Consider the following 17,081-nt stretch of genomic DNA (forward strand, 5'->3'; position numbering starts at 1 on the left):
TTCCCTGCGCCAGTGGGGATGAGAGCGGATATAGTCACGTAAGACACTCGCTATTCGCCGAACCGTTGATCAATCTGGAATGTGTTGGCATGCGGCATGCGCACTCGGCTTTTCTCGCCAGGCCGCGCGAGAACAGACTGAATCGGAATGGCGCCATCGTTGGCGGCGCGGCAATGGCGCAGCTCGCGCGTGTCGTTCCAGCAATGCCATGGTCGAGATATGCCCGGACATCCCAATGAGGCGATTGGGTTGTGCAGCCTCTGTCTGCATCCTGGGCGAGCTCCGCCGCGCCCAAGATCACGATCGGCATTACCGTCTCTGAGGGCCGGCCATCGACGCGTGAAAGCTCATCGAGGGCACACGCGCCGATCACCAGATCAACTTCGGTCTTATGCATCTTCGACCCGCCTTGTATTGCGATGGACAGGCGTGCCATTTGGCCAGTCGCCGGAAATATTCGGCATCCGCGATCTGCGCACGCCGCTTGGTCGCGACACTAAGGTGAGGCTGAGCACGCCCTCAATTGTACACGGGTAAGCCGCCGATATGGAAAGGGATGGAACACGCATACGAAGGTTTATCGGCGCCTGCCTAGCGTCGCATCGCGTGAGCGGCGCACCTACAAGAGGCGCAACTCGCGTGCGGCAGAGATAGCCACTTCGCACACGGATACGGCACGTGCTCGCACGTCCAGGATTTCTTCTCGGAGCCCGCGTGCGACCAAAAGCCATCGTGGCATACCTAATTCATTTTCCAAACTGATGTTTGCTATCCAACATTCCGCAGTTTGGTAAAATCGATTGTTTCGATAGAACACATCCACACGATGGATAGACTCACGACATGCGGTTCAAGGGACTTGATCTAAACCTTCTCGTTGCGCTCGATGCTCTGATGACGGAGCGCAACCTCACAGCGGCGGCGCGCAAAATTAACCTGAGCCAGCCCGCCATGAGCGCTGCGATCGCGCGGCTGCGCAGCTACTTTCGCGATGAATTGTTTACGATGAGAGGTCGCGAACTCGTCCCGACACCCGGCGCGGAGGCGCTTGCGGGTCCAGTTCGCGAGGCCCTGCTGCACATCCAACTCTCGATCATTTCTCGGGATGCGTTCGACCCGACCCAGTCGAGCCGACGCTTCAGGGTCATTCTCTCCGATTTCATGACAATCGTGTTTTTTCGGAGAATTGTCGATCGTATCGCACAGGAGGCGCCTGCAGTGCGCTTCGAATTGCTGCCATTTTCCGATGAACCCGGTGAGCTGCTTCGCCGCGGCGAAGTCGATTTTCTCATTTTGCCGGAATTGTTCATGTCGAGCGCGCATCCTAAGGCGACGCTATTCGATGAGACCCTCGTATGCGTGGGATGCCGCACAAACAAGCAGCTATTGCGACCACTTACATTCGAGAAATACAATTCGACGGGGCACGTCACCGCCAAGTTCGGACGGGCGCTGAGGCCCAACCTCGAGGAGTGGTTCTTGCTCGAGCACGGCTTGAAAAGGCGCATCGAGGTCGTTGTGCAGGGCTTTAGCCTGATTCCGCCCATGTTGTTGGACACAGGCCGCATAGGAACAATGCCCTTACGTCTCGCCAGACACTTCGAAAAGCGGATGCCCCTGCGGATCGTCGAGCCGCCACTCCCACTGCCCACATTCACCGAGGCCGTGCAGTGGCCTGCGTTCCACAATACTGATCCGGCGAGCATTTGGATGCGACGGATATTGTTGGAGGAGGCAACCAACATGGGATCTGCACATCGGGAGATTCCAACGCGTAGGCGCTGCTAGGTTCACCACAAGCCGCCCCGGCAGGTGCAAATATCCCACTCATCATTCGACGTGTCTGCCTTGTCATTTTAACTTCCCGAACGGCCATGCTGCAAAACGCACGCGCGAGCCGGCCCGGGATTGTGAAAGATTGCCCGGCCCGTTCGCCTAACGATCCCGCAAAGCGGGTAGTGCGCTTGTATTGCAAGCAAGGTCCAACGACATCGAGGAAGGACGAGAGCTTCCGAGTACGATGGTATTTGGCGAAGCCAATGAAATCGCTTGAACCCGACACTGCGTCAGGTTGTAATTTGGCTCCTGACCAACGCTGCGCAGGCGGGCGTCGATGGGGCACATCGGGTGAATTTTGGCTATGGCGGGATAGGCACTAAGGCTGGTTTGCCAATGGCGACTCGACGAAGTCGAGTTGCGAGAGTGCCGGAAATCGACGAGATCGATCAGGTTGGCTTTCCCGACGGGCTCGAGCCGTAGGCCGTCATCCCCGAGCGCACTGAGCGCCATTCTGCGATGCTCCGCGAGCTTTTTTGCAATCGCACGAGAGGGACGGAGCTGATTCGGGCGAGCCAATGACCAGCCGTTGTCGCTCATTGTATGCAATGTAAAGACGATCGCGTCGGATAATAAGATATGCGTTTCAACGGCCTGGATCTGAATCTTCTCGTCGCCCTTGATGCTCTAATGACTGAGCGCAGCCTTACCGCAGCAGCTCGCAAGATTAACCTCAGTCAGCCGGCCATGAGCGCAGCCGTTGCCCGGCTGCGTTCCTATTTCCATGATGAACTGTTTGCGATGAGAGGCCGGGAACTTGTCCCGACGTCACGCGCAGAGGGGCTGGCGGCACCCGTTCGTGAGGCTCTGATGCACATCGAGCTCTCTATTATCGCGCGGGACGCATTCGACCCGGCGCGATCGAATCGGCGGTTCAGGATCGGCCTTTCCGATTTTATAACGGTCGTATTCTTCCGACATGTCGCCGAGCGTGTCGCGCGGGAAGCACCCGCCGTCAGTTTCGAACTGGTGACGCTCGCCGATGAGCACGATGAGCTTCTCCGGCGCGGCGAGCTTGATTTTGTTATCCTCCCGGAACTATTCATGTCCAGCGCGCACCCGCGGATAGCCCTGTTCGAGGAGAGGCTTGTGTGCGTAGGCTGCAGCTCGAACGCCGAGCTACGGCGGCGGCTTACATTTGATCGATACATGTCAATGGGCCATGTCGCGGTTAAGCTCGGAGTTGCGCGCAAGCCTTCCATCGAGGAGACGTTTCTGCTCCATCGTGGCCTCAACCGACGCATCGATATTCTCGTGCAGAGCTACGGCATGATCCCACCCATGCTGATGGGTACGCGCCGGATCGGGACCATGCCATCAAGGCTCGTTCAGCATTTCGAAAAGACGATGCCCCTTCGGATTGCCGAGCTTCCGCAGCCGTTCCCCAGCTTTACCGAAGCGGTCCAATGGCCTGCCCTTCACAACAGCGATCCGGAAAGCATCTGGATACGAGAGATATTGTTGCAGGAGGCAGCTCGCATGACATCTACGAGTGCTGATTGCTCCATGATCTGCGCTTCAGAACAAGCGGATGCTGAAGGAAGCTTGACGAGAGTTGCCTCGCGGCTATCGTGAGGACTCTTGAAAACGTGTGCGAACCTTGTAAGCGGCTGCATGTCTGGACAGCCGCACTTCAACCTTCTCCTGCTTTAACTCATTCTTGGTTCAGGAACGTGCGGCGGCCTCGCTACCCAAGCCGCTATCACGACGTTGTTGCGAGACGCGCGCATTGGTATCACGCCCGACGTTCATCGCGCTCTTGGACCAAACGCTCAACGGCCTTGTAGAGGAGACGCGGCCGCACGCGGCCGTCGAAAAGCAGCCGCGGGAGTCGGTCCTGCAGTTATCTCGTGGCTCCTCAATCAAGGTCGTTCGCGATGGACGGCCGGAAGCTCCTTATTCTTCCGACGCGCCGCGTCAGGACGGCATCGTGCGCGAGCCTGCGCCAAGCAGAGATGAATTGAAAATGCGCAGCAGCTTTCGGCGGAGGTCAATGCCTTCTCCGTTGGCGCATTGCGAAGCCTTTTGACGCTCGTCAGCTTCTCGAAAGCTAACTCTCTTAGCATGAGAGAGCGGATGTCTGGAGGGCGATGCCGTGCGGGCGTCGGCTCAAGTCGCCTATTGCTTGTTTTAAGGGGCCACACATCAAAAACCGAGCACGGCGTGCTCGAGGCCTCGCTCAGGCCAAGCCCTCATCTTTGTAGCGCGGCCTCCCGTAGCAGCGTCGTATGCATGACCAAGATCGGCTCACGGCGCGCCGTCCACGCTCAGAACCAGTAGTGCTGCTAATGCACCGAGCCGATTCGTTTTCGGCGAGCCGCACATGACACGCAGCCGGCGTGCCTACCTATTGTACAGATGACGAAAACCGCTCGTGCGATTTTGCAAAACACCGCACACCTGTGTTGCCTTGTCGCATCACCTTAAGGGGCACTGCACCTTCTGCGCCGCCGGTCTGACTTCTTTTAGCCCTACCGCGGCCAAACGTCTTGACGACGTGCGCTGCCTTGACGCAATGACAAACAAGGAGCCGAACGTTGGAACAATACAGCGGCGTATTCGATCCGGAAGAACTCTCTGTCTTAGGAAGCCTCTTTGATGGCGCAATCAACGCGTTACCGCCGTCGATGCGAACGCCTGAAAATCGAACGGCTGTCGCCAAACTCATCTTGGATAGTACCGAGATCGGCGCGTCCAGGCTGGCATGCCTGATGAACCTGTTGATCACCATTTCACCTAAGGGTTGATCGCCAACCATTCTAAGGATAGTCACCATCTCTTGCGCTGGAATGGAAGACGATCCAGCTAGGGCTTTGAAATAGCTTGAATCATACGTGACGTCAGGTTGTAGGCTTTGAAATTGAACAACATGAGCAAAGCTACACCACGAAGGCGTCGATGGCGCATTGGCGAACTTGCAGAGGCGACCGGAGTGACGGTACGCACGCTGCATCATTATGAACATACGGGGCTCTTGGCCGCATCAGAGCGTACAGACGGCGGTCACCGGATGTACGATCGTGAAAGCGTTCAACGGGTTCATCAGATTCGCGCGCTACGTGAGCTTGGCTTCTCCCTTCACGAGATCCGTAAGGCTATGGAGGGCACGACTTCACTCATTGATCTGCTGCGCAAACATTTGGAGCGAATCGAACTTCAAGTCGCTCGAGCGACCCTGTTGCGGGATCGTTTACGCGACATGACGACGGGCAGTGAGATCCAGGTAAGTGTAGATGAGTTACCTGCCACCCTGGATGCGATGTCTCGGGTCGAGACACGTAGTCAGACGTCTCGATGTACGTGCAAATTGGCTGCGGAGCGCGAGGAGCGGTGGCGGCGGATCCGCGACGAACTGCGTGACTGCATGGATCGGGGCGAACATCCTTGCGGTGAGCGAGCAAAAGCTGTCGCGGTTGCAGCGCGATTGCTGATCAGAGAAATCGCCGGAGCTGATTCACGCGTTTCGACGATCCTGAAAGTCCTTGCGCGGTTGAGTGCCCCCCGCAGTCTGGCTGGTTGGGATCCTACTCTCATGCAGTATCTCGACCTAGCCCTTGCCGGGCTGGAGGATCAGCCATACTGACGGCTTGGGCGCAGGGACGCGCGCAGCATCTCGCCGATCTATCCGCCGAGGCCATGGTTGGATAGTTTCTCACAAAGGGGCTTGAACCGCACGTAACGTCAAATTGTAGGCTCTACCGTGGTCGCGGCGTGGCCAAGCTGATGCACATGACTTCGCTTGGCAGAAGACCCACATCAAGGCCTGGACGCAAGTCGTACCGCGAGCGCTGGCGGTTCACTTCAGCTGAGCATTGGAGCTCTACAATGTTGGGTCGGTGTTACGCTTTAGCTGCCAGTGCAGCACTACTCTTCTGCGCCGTCGGCTCGACTACGCGCGCCTCCGACGTCAATATTGCCGTGGCTGGTCCCATGAGCGGAAGCAGCGCAGCGTTTGGCGCACAAATGCGCGATGGAGCGGCCGCCGCCGTCGAGGCTTTGAACGCCTCGGGGATACTTCCCGATACCAAGCTGATATTGACCGTCGTCGATGACGCTTGCGACCCAAAGCAGGCCGTCGCAGTTGCGAATAAGCTCGCAACCGAGCGTATCCGGCTGGTCGTTGGTCATTTTTGTTCCTCTTCGTCGATTCCTGCCTCCGACGTCTACGACGAGGCAGGCATCCTTCAAATGTCACCTGGCTCGACAAATCCTCGGCTGACAGAGCGTGGCCTTGGGACGGTGTTTCGGATCTGCGGTCGTGACGACCAACAGGGTCTCGTTGCAGCTGAATACATTCACGCAAATCACCATAACGAAACGATCGCAGTGCTCGATGACAAGAGCACGGCGGGTAAGGGCATTGCCGACGTGATCGCGGCACAACTTCAGAGATCCGGTGAGCACGTCATTCGAAAAAGCTATGTAGCCGGCGAAAAGGATTACGCGGCGCTAGTCTCAAGAATGAAGAAGGATGGGGTGCGGGTTGCCTATATCGGCGGCTATCATACCGAAGTTGGACTGATCGTACGTCAGGCGTCGGAAGCAGGTGCTGGCCTCATCGTCATGGCAAACGATCCACTGATGACATCTGAATTCTGGGCAATTACCAGCAGTGCGGGAAATGGCACATTGTTCACCTTCATGCCCGACCCCGTCAAGAATGCCAACGCGGCCGGCATCGCGGCCAGACTCAACGCCGCCAACCTGTCGGCCGATGGCTACACGCTTTACGCCTATGCAGCAGTCCAAGCATGGGCAGAGGCGGTCAAACGGGCCGGCTCTTTCGACGCTCGACGAGTGGCCGACGCACTTCGTTCGCGGCCGATCGATACCGTGATCGGCCCAGTCCTGTTTGATTCCAAGGGTGACAACGCGGCTCCTGGCTTTCTCGTTTACCGCTGGCGCGACGGGCATGTCGAAGCCGTCGAGCAAAACTGATCGGGCCGACGCGTAACCTTCCGCAATTCAACCAGTGACACAGATGATGAAACGCCCTCACGACCTTGGTGCAGCCCTACTCGCGTGCATTCTTATACTCGCGGTTTTCGGAGCATTTCTGGCGTTCGCTGCAGCGCTCGCAGAGCTGCCTGACGTCGATCCACTGGGGGATGAGTTGCGTCCGACGACAGACAAATAGTGTTGTGCAAACTCTCTGTGTTGCAAAACCACCTCGGCAGGCATGTCTTGATCAGCCCGACGGTCGCTCGCTTTGGCTCACCGGCTCTCCTCAAGTAGGTCTCTATGCCGCCTGCAGTGGCTCGACATCGCGAAGTGCCGGCGGTTCTTTCCCACAACGTAGCCATGGAACTCAATTTGCAACGGCAATTTGCACCATCGAGCCGGCATGCTGACAGATGCACATGCGCGCTGCACTCTATGAGCGGTTCCGCACCGTGCGCGGTCCTGCGAACAGCACACGGCAAAACGGCCAATTGGCGCTGCGGCCGAATCGCTCTCCGCGTGACTTGCGTTGCTAACAATGGGGCCCGATTTCCGCTGTCCGCTGCTCTAATGAAAGGTTCGTTACTGTCCTCGCACAGCAATGCCGATGGAGAGCCGGCGTCAGGCCGGCAGCTGCGACATACCAATCGGCTAGCTTCACGCGAACCAGAATATTCTCGACATCAATGTGATCGGCCATGTCATCGGCGTACGCATTTTCGGGCGCCGTTATGCCTTCGCGGACAACCTTCGGCCTACCCGGCTTGAAAGGCAGGACGTTGCAGCAGACTTCGCTGAACTTGAACCTTCTGGAACACCCTCCGACCCACGCTTCGTGCTGGCGGGAGGCAGACGACCCCATATTGGCCATTTGCTCCGGCCGCAGTGCAAGTCCTGTCCCAAGAAGGGCGGACAGATGAAGCGATCGAGATTCACGGAAGAGCACATTATCGCGATATTGAGGGAGCATGAGGCTGGCGCGAAAGCGGCCGATCTAGCTCGTAGGCACAGGACCTCTGAAGCGGCGATCTACAATTGGAAAGCCAAGTATGGCGGCATGGACATTCCTGCGGCCAAGCGATTGAGGGCCCTGGAAGATGAGAACGTGAAGCTAAAAATGCTTCTGGTGGAGCACATGCTCGGTGTGGCGGCGCTTCGCGAGCTCCTGTCAAAGTAGTGATCAGAGCGCCATTTGCTGATTCTCATGACCCAATCGCATCTGCAAGCTCAGGACCTGCACCCAACGAGAAGAGTCAAAAGCAATCAAATAGCGAACGAGCCGTCTTCGAGACCGACGGCATCAGGCAACCGGGACTTCTGTTCCACAAACGGAGATGATCAAGTGAAGAGCAGCCCTCCTCCAAGACTAACGTGCGGCATTTTCGATCATTTGGACGACGACGGTCACGATGTCGCGCGACAATATGAAGATCGCCTCAAGTTGGCGGAAGTGTGTGACTCTCTGGGATTTTACGCCTATCACCTAGCCGAGCACCACTGCACACCACATGGCAGAGGACCGTCGCCGAATCTGTTTTTATCAAGCGTCGCGCAGCGTACCCAGAGACTGCGCGTTGGTCCGCTGGTCCTGTTGCTCAACCTCTATCATCCTTTGCGCGCGTTCGAAGAGATCTGTATGCTTGACCAATTGAGCGGCGGCAGGCTCGAGCTCGGTATCGGACGTGGCTCCCTGCCGACCGAATGGGGCTATTTCGGCGTCAGCGCGGATGCGGCGCCGGAGCGTTATGAGGAAGCCAGCGAAATCCTAAATGCAGCGCTTAAGGGGCATACGCTGTCCTATCACGGACGATTTTTTGAACTGAGCGAGATACCTTTGACAATGAAGCCTCATCAGCATCCATGTCCGCCGACCTGGATCACGAGCAGTCGGACCGAGTCGGCGGAATGGGCCGCTGCAAATGGCGCCAATCTGGCGTGCCAAGGCCGCTCCTCTGCTGTCCGAAACATTACGAATGCGTTCCGTTCGCATCGGGCGCGCATGACAGACGCCGACGATCGGGACCCGTTTCTTGGTCTGCTCCGCATGGTCGTGATTGCGCAGTCTGACCGAGACGCCCATCTAGCAGCACAAACCGCATATCAGCGATGGCTCGAGAGCTTTAGATTTGTTTACGAGCTGAACGCCATGCCGACACCACCTACCCTGCCGCTGACCTTCGACGCAGCGCTCGAGAACGAATTGTGCGTCGTCGGAACGCCAGCTTCCGTCCGACAGCCCCTTCTTAATCAGATGGAGGAAGCAGGCGCCAACTACCTACTTTGCCAGCTTGCGTTCGGGAACCTCCCGCTGGAAACTTCTCTATACACCGCAACCGCAATCAGATCCGAGATCATCGCCAGGCAATGACTATCCGAGTTTGGCACCTCAGAGAGGTAGCGCGTCGCGACCTCCATCTATGATTGGATGTCCCGAAGTCGCTTATCTAGGACCTCCTGCCTTATTCAGCAGGAGGTCCAAAGACCGATGAGAACTGAATCGCCTCGATCACTATCGTGGCGGCCTCTCGGCCGATGTCGTAGCCGGTGAGGTGAACTGATTTGGAGAGCGGCGGCATGTCAAGCCATCGTTATTCTTATGCTGCTGGCCTCATGCATCTTCCAGAGCGGATCCCCCCGATCGCGCGCGCTATCCGCGAGCTGGATGCATCCCATCAAAACTTTCGATTTTACCGTTCTTAACCAAATGCCCCATAGTCAATCGCCGATTTTCGGAAAACAACCCTTCACGAACCACGTGTGACAATGAACCCAGTTTGCTTTGAGCATAGTCACCGGGCATCTCCAGCCGCGCGCGCCTGCATCGCCAATGACACTTCCCCATCCTACAAACTGCGGCACGTGCCCCCCACTCATAGTCGGATGGCGCATCGCAACGTCCCACGCACAATCTGCTGCGTAGTCGCCGACCTAATTGTCGTCATGCTAAAGGCGCTCCAGGAGATTGGCTCTCGCGTACTCTTATCGGCTGGGGTCCATGCGTGCGCCGGCTAGATCTCTGACAAGCGAACTGGGCATCGGCCAAGGCGAACCGGACCCTTACATCATCGTGGTCGGCGATTCTCACTCCGCTCACGCCCTCAGTGCTACTCGGCGCTGGCCGCCTTCACCTGCTTTCTGCAAACTTGCACCGCGGTCATCTCAATCTATGCGCTGTTCGCGACTGACTGCGCGCGTGCACAGCCTTCTGCAGCGGCAATTCGTTCTCGTCACGCGCTTGCAGCCCCACGAACGCGACAAACGACGCACCTCTTTACTTAGCCTAGCCCTGCTTTTAATTACTCTGGAGAAACACCGTGGAACTCGATCCTTCCAATTCGCGTATACATGACCTGAAGCACCGCATCGAACTGCAACTGGGCATCGTTGCCGCCCTCATCGGCGAAGAAGGCAACGAACTCGAAGCGGTCCGGCTGCTTAACGCACTCACAAACGAAATGATAAATGCGGAGCTTGCGCTCGGTCAGCTCGGCGATGCGAAGACCAATGGCCACACTGGCGACGGGCAAACAGCGCGAATGTCAGCGGACCGCGGCATCTATCATCCAGAAGACCTTCAGGTCTTGGGCCGGCTATTCGATCAAACAGTGGCAGCTTTGCCTGAGGCTCTGCGTACGCCTGCCAACCGAATTAAGATCGCCAAACTGATTTTGTCGCGTGCAGCGGAGTGACGTTCGATTCGGTGTACTCCGGCCGTTGAGGACGCGATGAAACGCGCCATTCATAGCTGGGCCGACGCCGCGCCGCGGTTTTGCGCCCCCGATTACCGCAGCAAGGCTTAAGATTCAGTGGGCTTATGTCTCGCGAGCGAGCCATTCCGTGCCCTGTCATATTGCAACCGTCCGGCATCACAGCGGGGTCCGAAAGGACGCCATCGCGCCGCGGAGGTCATCATCGACTCTCATCTCAGTTGGACTTTCTTGTATCAAGGACTTCGTATCTATAATCTCTTATATATTCCGCAGCTAACTTCACAACCATAGCGAATGAATGCGAAGCAACTATGTGGCGACGCACAGGCATGGTTGTCTCGTTCGGCACGTTTTCCTCGATGGTTCGGCGCCTGTGTTGCGGCAGCACCTCTTACATCCCGCAACGCACTACATTCCACAGCTCCTTGCAGGACAACAACAACCAGATCATCGCAATTGCCCCGCATCTCGTCACCGCCTTCTCTACTGCACTCCCACTTGACGTAAAACGTCACACCACGCGGCCATGCGAACGGGTCAAACAACAGAAAGGACGGGCGCGCCGTCGATCATGTTAGATCGCCGACAAACACCGTCCAGACTGCGTCACGCGCTTAGACGGCGAATCGTACAAAGCGGACAATACTGGGGTTCACACGCTTCGTATTTCGAGGGTGCGAATGTGGTGAAAGGTCAGCTCGTCCGCTACCACCGTAGCGTCGACCCAATCTGGCCCGCTCTTCTAGTTTCTGGGGTTAGCCACCACCACCGACCGCAAGCAAATTTGGGCAATTCGGCATGAAAGCGCGCGATAACGCATGCCTGCCTTCAAGTGATACGGAATCATTCGAATTGAATTTGGTGCTGCCACGTTCGGTCATCCGCGCTTCAATAAGCGTCTGTATAAATCTGATTGTAGCGTCGACAGTGGCTCGATGCGCGAGCGCGCCTGCGGACCCGATCTCTTGCTTGCTTGATAGGCCACCGGCACTCGATGCTTCGACAACGCGACTTCTTCGTATTCGAGATATCGATTGGAGTTTGAGATGGATCAGATCTCATCCGAGCAGATGCAGGCGCCAGAGGTTCTCGTGAGCGTCGCATTTGACAAGGCGTGGCGCTTTGTCGAGAAGGATCCGCTGCTGGCACATAATCACAAGACGTTACTTCATAGCCGATTGCGAGCTTCCCTGGAATGTTCGATAAGGAACGGCGAACGGAATACCTTGCATCTGGCGAACGAGGCGATACGAAAATTACGCGCAGAATTGACAGCCTCGGCCAAGCAGCAAGATTGCTCTCACTTCCGCGGCAATAACGATCAGCTATGTCACGGCTCTCCGCAATCTTAGGTCGCAGGTTAGCATCCTCGATATATCGTTGTCGCATTATTTCTCCACGACTATTATGCCCGAACCGCTTCTCAACTAATGCAGCGGGTACAACGCTCCAAGCGCTGGGCACTTCAGCTAAGGGTCAGAGTAAGCGACGACGAGGCAGGACAAGCTTCCTTGGCATGACGCTGTGCATACGAAGATTCTACTCCTGCCCTAAACTCGGGACGCGCTTGTACAACTTCAGCGTAATGCCTCGTTAGGCGCTGCCGCATCCGCAAGGACGAGGCCAATTAGCTACTAGAAGCAGGCCAGCCGCATCGAGCTTTTGGGCTCCTCCTCGGGCGCACAGAGACCGTTGAGAATCGTGCATGAGTTGCGATCAGCGGTATTGACCTTCGCTCACGGTGCGTGCCTATCGGCTAAGAGCATCTTGGTCGGGCTGTGCATGGCGATGAATGCGCGCCCAACAATCTGACGCAGCGTTCGATTCGACCCGTTTCTTGCAAAGCAATGTTGTGCTGCAGTTACAGCAATTCGCGGCGATGTTGTTAAGACGCACAGCGCCGGGGGGCATCGAAAGGAACATCACTCGAATGAAGAATTTGCTGATTCTGGCTGCATGCATCGGCGCACTCGGTGCGGCGGCTCCCGCATTTGGCGCGGACTTCGCCGCGCAGCCCGTCAACGTCAAAGCGCCTCCGCTGCCGGCTGCCCCCTCAGTTACCGACTGGACCGGCTACTATATCGGCATCAATGGGGGCTGGGGATCGAGCCACAATTGCTGGGATTTCAACGGCGTCACTCCCGAGGGCTGCCATAAATCGGCTGGAGCCACCATCGGTGGGCAGATTGGCTATCGTTGGCAGATCTTCAATACAGTCTATGGCATCGAAGGTCAGGGCAACTGGGCCGATTTCAACGGCTCCAATGTTAGCACAACCTTCCCGGCAGACGTCATTGGCACCAAGACGGATGCGTTCGGCTTGCTCACCGGTCACATCGGCTACGCGTTCAATGCTGTTCTGTTGTACGCTAAGGGCGGTGCTGCGGTGACAAGCAACACCTATCACATCAATTCAGTGACTACCGGAGCCGGGATTGCCAGGAACGCCGATGTGCGTTGGGGTGGTGCTCTAGGCGCAGGGCTCGAAGTCAGCCTCACACCGAGCTGGTCGGCTGGCGTTGAGTATGACCACTTGTTTATGCAGGGCAGCAGCGTGCTCTTCCCAGGATCCGGCGGCGATCGCGTCAACCAGGACGTCGATCTCATCACGGCACGGCTCAATTACAAGTTCAGCCCGGCGCTTGGCAAATAGCGATATCCGGACGCTTGCGGCGTCGACTCGAGATCCCCGACCGTCGGTCGGGGTTCTTCTTCAAGTTTCCTTTAATCAACAAGCACCCTGCTGGCTTTTTCGAAACACCAGTCGTCCAAGCTGGCTCATAGGCTGGATGAAACCGATCGCCTGCTCCAACACTCGTTGAGGAGCTCCGATCCGACGGGACCAGGGGGTTGCAACCGCTGGCCTCAACGGAAGCGCGAGCAACAATTAGCCGCTGGCGCCTGCTCCCCATTCGAGTGAGCAATTCAAAGAGCGTTGAGGCGGATCGCAATAGCGACTGCCTGGATCCGGTTGATCGCACCCAACTTTCGCATCGCATTTTTGATATGAAAATTGACGGTATTTAAGCTGATTTCCAATATCACCCCAATTTCCCATGACGATTTTCCGTCCGCCACCCACCGCATGCAAGCGATCTCCCGCTGCGACAGGGCCGCCTTCCTCTCTCCGTCGCTACTGCAGGGACGTGCGATCTCGCCATGGGCGGTATGAAAGAGCGAAGCCAATGCGTTGAGATGGCCGATGCGGTCCTGAGGATCAACATCGTCGGATGGAGATGCAAACGACACCACCGATACTCGGCCCAGCGGCCCAAACAACGGCACGCTCATACCGTGCTTCAAGCCGGCTTCTCTGGCCTCGTCCAGTACGCGTCTCTCGTCTGGTTGAAGTTGATAGTGGTTGGCGAGTTGATCCCACAAAAACGGCCGCGACAGCATCGGCGTCCGCCGCACCACCGGATCGATGGTGTGATACTTGCGTTTGAAGTATCGCTCGCACCAATCTGGTGGCCACTTCACGGCCACGGTTGGGGGTGGATATTCCGCCAGGCGAAGTGGCTCAACGAAGTTGAGGGCGCCATAAGCAACTTCACCGAACCCCTCTTCGGTGGCGCAGTTTACAAGGAGCTCGAACAGCGCTCTGAGCGAATGCGTCTGCTTTGCGCATTCTGTGAAGCTAAAACGATCCATGATCGGCGGCTGAGGACGCCGATCAAGGTCGGTGTCGCTGCGTTCGATTGCGCTTGTTTCAGGCGGAGCCAAGTTGGATTCCATGGCCTGAACTCCCGGGTTTGCTCTACGAGAAGTCTGGAGCACCCGCATGCTGCCCAGACGCCATTTCTGAATTCGGTGTCCTGCCGCGCACTGCTTGCTGCGTGATCGTCTCCGTCAAACAGCCGAGGCGTCGCTGCCATCCTGTGTCTGAATCCGAACAACGCGCCGTAACCGTAGCGCCGATGCTCATTCAATGTGGTCTACCCGGCTCGCCAGTGACGTGCTGGCAATCTCGGAGTCGCCGCAGGGTCGACCACTTTGATTGGGCCGCGCTCTCAATCTCTGACGCACATGCGTGGCTCGCGGATTTGAGGAAATCCGACTGTCCTAACGGTTCAGCCGGCGATACGAACCAAACCGTACGACCGGTTGCAGCGTCAGCATAGGTCAGATTGGGACGCGCGAAACCCAGGTCCGGCGCGAATGAAGCTTGGCTGCATGTCAAGGCCGAGCACGAGCAGACTATAGGCACTGAGCTTCCTGAACGAGGTAAGCCAGGGCACGCCGACCCGCTCGCGGGCGCCGGCTTCCAACTGGGTGATGTCAGCGTCAATGCTCTGCTTGCCGGCGACGGTGCCAGGGGTGTCATTCTTCTTGCCCCTCTTGCGAATTCGCATCGCCAGCCCCTAGCCGATCCTGCACCCCTCCGCGGCGTCGAGGACGCGATCGATAAGCAACATGCAGCAGAAGCCCAAAGAGCTGATGACCTGGCATCAATGCGTGGTCTCTGAGAGGCGTGCAGGTCCGGCGCGAATAAATCGAAGGGGCGAATAGAAGTGGCGTCAACGTTGCAACGAACGACACGCGATGTCGCGGGAGCTCCTTGACGCAGAGGACACGTTGCATGTGCATCTCCAGAAGGGAGAGGACTTGGGATCGGACCAGCAAGTGTCATACCAGTTTTTCTGCTTGCACAATCACTCGTGGAAGCAAGGGCTTGGCAAACGGGCGGTTCCAGTACGTGGCGTATTGAAGCAATCGTGACATCAGGAGGAAACGCGACAGCACCATTTGCGCGAGCCACGGCACAAATTGATCCAGATCAAAAAGAACGCCGTTTTCGCGACGGCAGCCCCTCCAACGCGTCGATGTCCCAAGCGCAGCGAACGTCTGGCCTGAAAGCACAGAGGCCGGCCGATCAGAAATCAACGACAAACGCAGGTCCGATCACCGGCACCCGACCTTGCATGTGTACGGTTCGGAATGCAACCGTGGGTCAGGCGAGGCCGGGAGTACCGTCTACCCGACATGCATTGTCCATCCACCTGCAAGAGTCTTGCGCAGTCCAGTCAACTACCAAACTTGACAATTGATGGAGACGATCGACACATGGCAATCATCATGCAATTTGGATTGACTATCGGTCCGGCCGCGCATTCTGACTAAACGCGGCATTCAAAGCAACAGCCCCGCGGGAAAGACAATTGCATCTCGCCTCGAGAGCGCGTCCTTGATGCGGTTCGCAACCAAGGCGAAGAGCATCGCAAAACCGGTGAAGTATGTTTTCTCTGGTCCTGGCGATCATCTCACTGCTCTATACGACCGTTGGCCAGGCAGGTGGTACTGCATTCCTCGCGCTAATGGCCTTTGCTGCTCTGCCGTCGACAGAGATGCGCCCGACGGCGCTTGGTTTCAACATTGTTGTCGCGACATATGCTACATGGGTCTTCAACCGCAACAAAGTTGTCGACTGGATAATGCTGCGTCCGCTTCTGCTCTCATCGGTGCCGGCGGCGTTTGCCGGTGGCCTTATGGTGCTCGGAGAAGACATTTACAAGACGCTGACCGGGGTCGTCCTTCTACTGGCAGGAGCCGTGATGATCGTGCGGCGCGGAGGCGCCGCCGATCGCATTTGCGAAAATCCGATCTGGGGAACGGTGAGCATTGGAGCGGCGATTGGCCTGGTTTCCGGCCTGACCGGCGTCGGCGGCGGAGTGTTCCTCGCCCCGACGCTCATCGCCCTGAACTGGGCGTCTCCGAAGCAGAGCGCCGCGCTGTCGCCCCCATTTATTCTGGCTAATTCCACAATCGGCTTCGTTGGAGCTCTTCTCGCTGGTCAATTTCCGTCTTCGTATTTCTGGCTTTACGCAGTCGCCGCGCTGGGGGGTGCCGTCGCAGGCACGATGATCGGCCTGAAATGGATGAGCCAGACAACCGCCAGGTTCATCCTCGTGGCGGTTCTATTCGTTGCCGGTATCCAATTGGTTTGCGCATGATCGCGCAGCTGAAGCGCGACCAATGAAGGCCTGAACTGCATAATCCTGCGACGATTGATAAGTGTAAAAGCAAGCGCAAAAACAAGCGACATAAAGCGCTGAGACGGACAGCAACGCATCGTCAGATAGCGATCGCGTGTGAGCAGTTGGTCGGACTCGCATCCGGGATTAGCAAAACCTGACACTTGGTTGTGAATTGGTGAGCTGCTTGTATTGGCGATGGCACGTCGCCGAGCCAAGGCGCCCCGACGCACTTTGCCGGGGTTGGAAGTGCGCCGGGTCCGCCCCAACATCATCAGTACATCCGTGACGATGCTTGCGGCAATGAGACAAGCAGCGTGGCGGAAATGAGGCCTGTGCTTTTTTTAGGCGTGGCGTCAGAAATTCTTTCTGCGCGGCTCCAAGGGCCTTGAATCTCACGTAGCGTCAAGTTGTATGATCTCGCGCTTGCCGGCCTCATCTACTTCTTGTCCATGGTATCTCCGGCCGGACGCGTCCTGCTCATGGCATTTATCCGAGAGGTGCCGCCTATAGCGACGGAAGGTGAGCGACGAGAAGCCACTCCACCCGGACCTGCGCGGGATGTCGCTTGCCTCGCGGTGATGGGTCGAGATGGTGGATCACATCCACGCTCGCAGCGCAG

General features: G+C 57.3%; 14 protein-coding genes and 1 pseudogene. 11 read left to right on the top strand and 4 right to left on the bottom strand.

Annotated elements, in window-relative coordinates:
• Nucleotides 1–34 precede the first annotated feature (34 nt).
• Complete coding sequence (locus XH92_RS35230) at nt 35–397, bottom strand: hypothetical protein (protein ID WP_194456230.1); 363 nt, start codon at nt 395–397, stop codon at nt 35–37.
• Between the two features lie 446 nt (nt 398–843).
• Here XH92_RS35230 and nodD1 point away from each other — a divergent pair, with 446 nt between their 5' ends.
• The 10 genes and pseudogenes from nodD1 to XH92_RS35285 all read left to right on the top strand — a co-directional run bounded on the left by nodD1 (nt 844) and on the right by XH92_RS35285 (nt 13,140).
• A complete protein-coding gene (nodD1, locus tag XH92_RS35235; RefSeq protein WP_194456231.1) occupies nt 844–1,788 on the top strand; it encodes a transcriptional regulator NodD1 in 945 nt (314 codons plus the stop codon).
• A 627-nt stretch (nt 1,789–2,415) separates the two neighbouring features.
• Nucleotides 2,416–3,411: a transcriptional regulator NodD2 gene (gene nodD2, locus XH92_RS35240; protein WP_194456232.1), complete on the top strand. Its 996-nt coding sequence runs from the start codon at nt 2,416–2,418 to the stop codon at nt 3,409–3,411.
• Between the two features lie 962 nt (nt 3,412–4,373).
• Nucleotides 4,374–4,583, top strand: a complete 210-nt coding sequence (locus XH92_RS35245; RefSeq protein ID WP_194456233.1) for a hypothetical protein — start codon at nt 4,374–4,376, stop codon at nt 4,581–4,583.
• Nucleotides 4,584–4,705: 122 nt separating this feature from the next.
• Nucleotides 4,706–5,419: a MerR family transcriptional regulator gene (locus XH92_RS35250; protein WP_194461568.1), complete on the top strand. Its 714-nt coding sequence runs from the start codon at nt 4,706–4,708 to the stop codon at nt 5,417–5,419.
• Nucleotides 5,420–5,766: 347 nt separating this feature from the next.
• Nucleotides 5,767–6,774 carry a branched-chain amino acid ABC transporter substrate-binding protein gene (locus XH92_RS35255; RefSeq protein WP_246787877.1) on the top strand — a complete coding sequence of 336 codons (1,008 nt, stop codon included), beginning with the start codon at nt 5,767–5,769 and terminating at the stop codon, nt 6,772–6,774.
• A gap of 919 nt (nt 6,775–7,693) precedes the next feature.
• Nucleotides 7,694–7,951, top strand: a pseudogene (locus tag XH92_RS35265) (transposase); the annotation flags it as partial.
• A gap of 168 nt (nt 7,952–8,119) precedes the next feature.
• Complete coding sequence (locus XH92_RS35270) at nt 8,120–9,145, top strand: LLM class flavin-dependent oxidoreductase (RefSeq protein ID WP_194456235.1); 1,026 nt, start codon at nt 8,120–8,122, stop codon at nt 9,143–9,145.
• 946 nt (nt 9,146–10,091) lie between these two features.
• Nucleotides 10,092–10,466 (top strand): NolY, encoded by a 375-nt coding sequence (locus XH92_RS35275; protein ID WP_194456236.1) that lies wholly within the window; start codon nt 10,092–10,094, stop codon nt 10,464–10,466.
• A 1,067-nt stretch (nt 10,467–11,533) separates the two neighbouring features.
• The gene (locus XH92_RS35280; protein ID WP_246787879.1) at nt 11,534–11,839 is read left to right on the top strand and encodes a hypothetical protein; all 306 of its coding nucleotides are present in this window, start codon (nt 11,534–11,536) and stop codon (nt 11,837–11,839) included.
• A 578-nt stretch (nt 11,840–12,417) separates the two neighbouring features.
• Nucleotides 12,418–13,140 (top strand): outer membrane protein, encoded by a 723-nt coding sequence (locus XH92_RS35285; protein ID WP_194461569.1) that lies wholly within the window; start codon nt 12,418–12,420, stop codon nt 13,138–13,140.
• A gap of 272 nt (nt 13,141–13,412) precedes the next feature.
• Here the strand turns inward: XH92_RS35285 and XH92_RS35290 are convergent, their stop codons facing one another.
• The 3 genes from XH92_RS35290 to XH92_RS35300 form a co-directional block, all read right to left on the bottom strand.
• Nucleotides 13,413–14,138, bottom strand: coding sequence for a LuxR family transcriptional regulator (locus tag XH92_RS35290; RefSeq protein WP_194461570.1), 726 nt, complete (start codon nt 14,136–14,138; stop codon nt 13,413–13,415).
• Between the two features lie 461 nt (nt 14,139–14,599).
• Nucleotides 14,600–14,839, bottom strand: coding sequence for a hypothetical protein (locus XH92_RS43320; RefSeq protein ID WP_246787881.1), 240 nt, complete (start codon nt 14,837–14,839; stop codon nt 14,600–14,602).
• A gap of 274 nt (nt 14,840–15,113) precedes the next feature.
• Nucleotides 15,114–15,377 carry a hypothetical protein gene (locus tag XH92_RS35300; RefSeq protein WP_194456237.1) on the bottom strand — a complete coding sequence of 88 codons (264 nt, stop codon included), beginning with the start codon at nt 15,375–15,377 and terminating at the stop codon, nt 15,114–15,116.
• Nucleotides 15,378–15,721: 344 nt separating this feature from the next.
• Here XH92_RS35300 and XH92_RS35305 point away from each other — a divergent pair, with 344 nt between their 5' ends.
• Nucleotides 15,722–16,438 carry a sulfite exporter TauE/SafE family protein gene (locus XH92_RS35305; protein ID WP_194456238.1) on the top strand — a complete coding sequence of 239 codons (717 nt, stop codon included), beginning with the start codon at nt 15,722–15,724 and terminating at the stop codon, nt 16,436–16,438.
• Nucleotides 16,439–17,081: the final 643 nt, after the last annotated feature.

The organism is Bradyrhizobium sp. CCBAU 53421, assembly GCF_015291625.1.
In the GTDB taxonomy this organism is placed as follows: Bacteria; Pseudomonadota; Alphaproteobacteria; order Rhizobiales; family Xanthobacteraceae; genus Bradyrhizobium.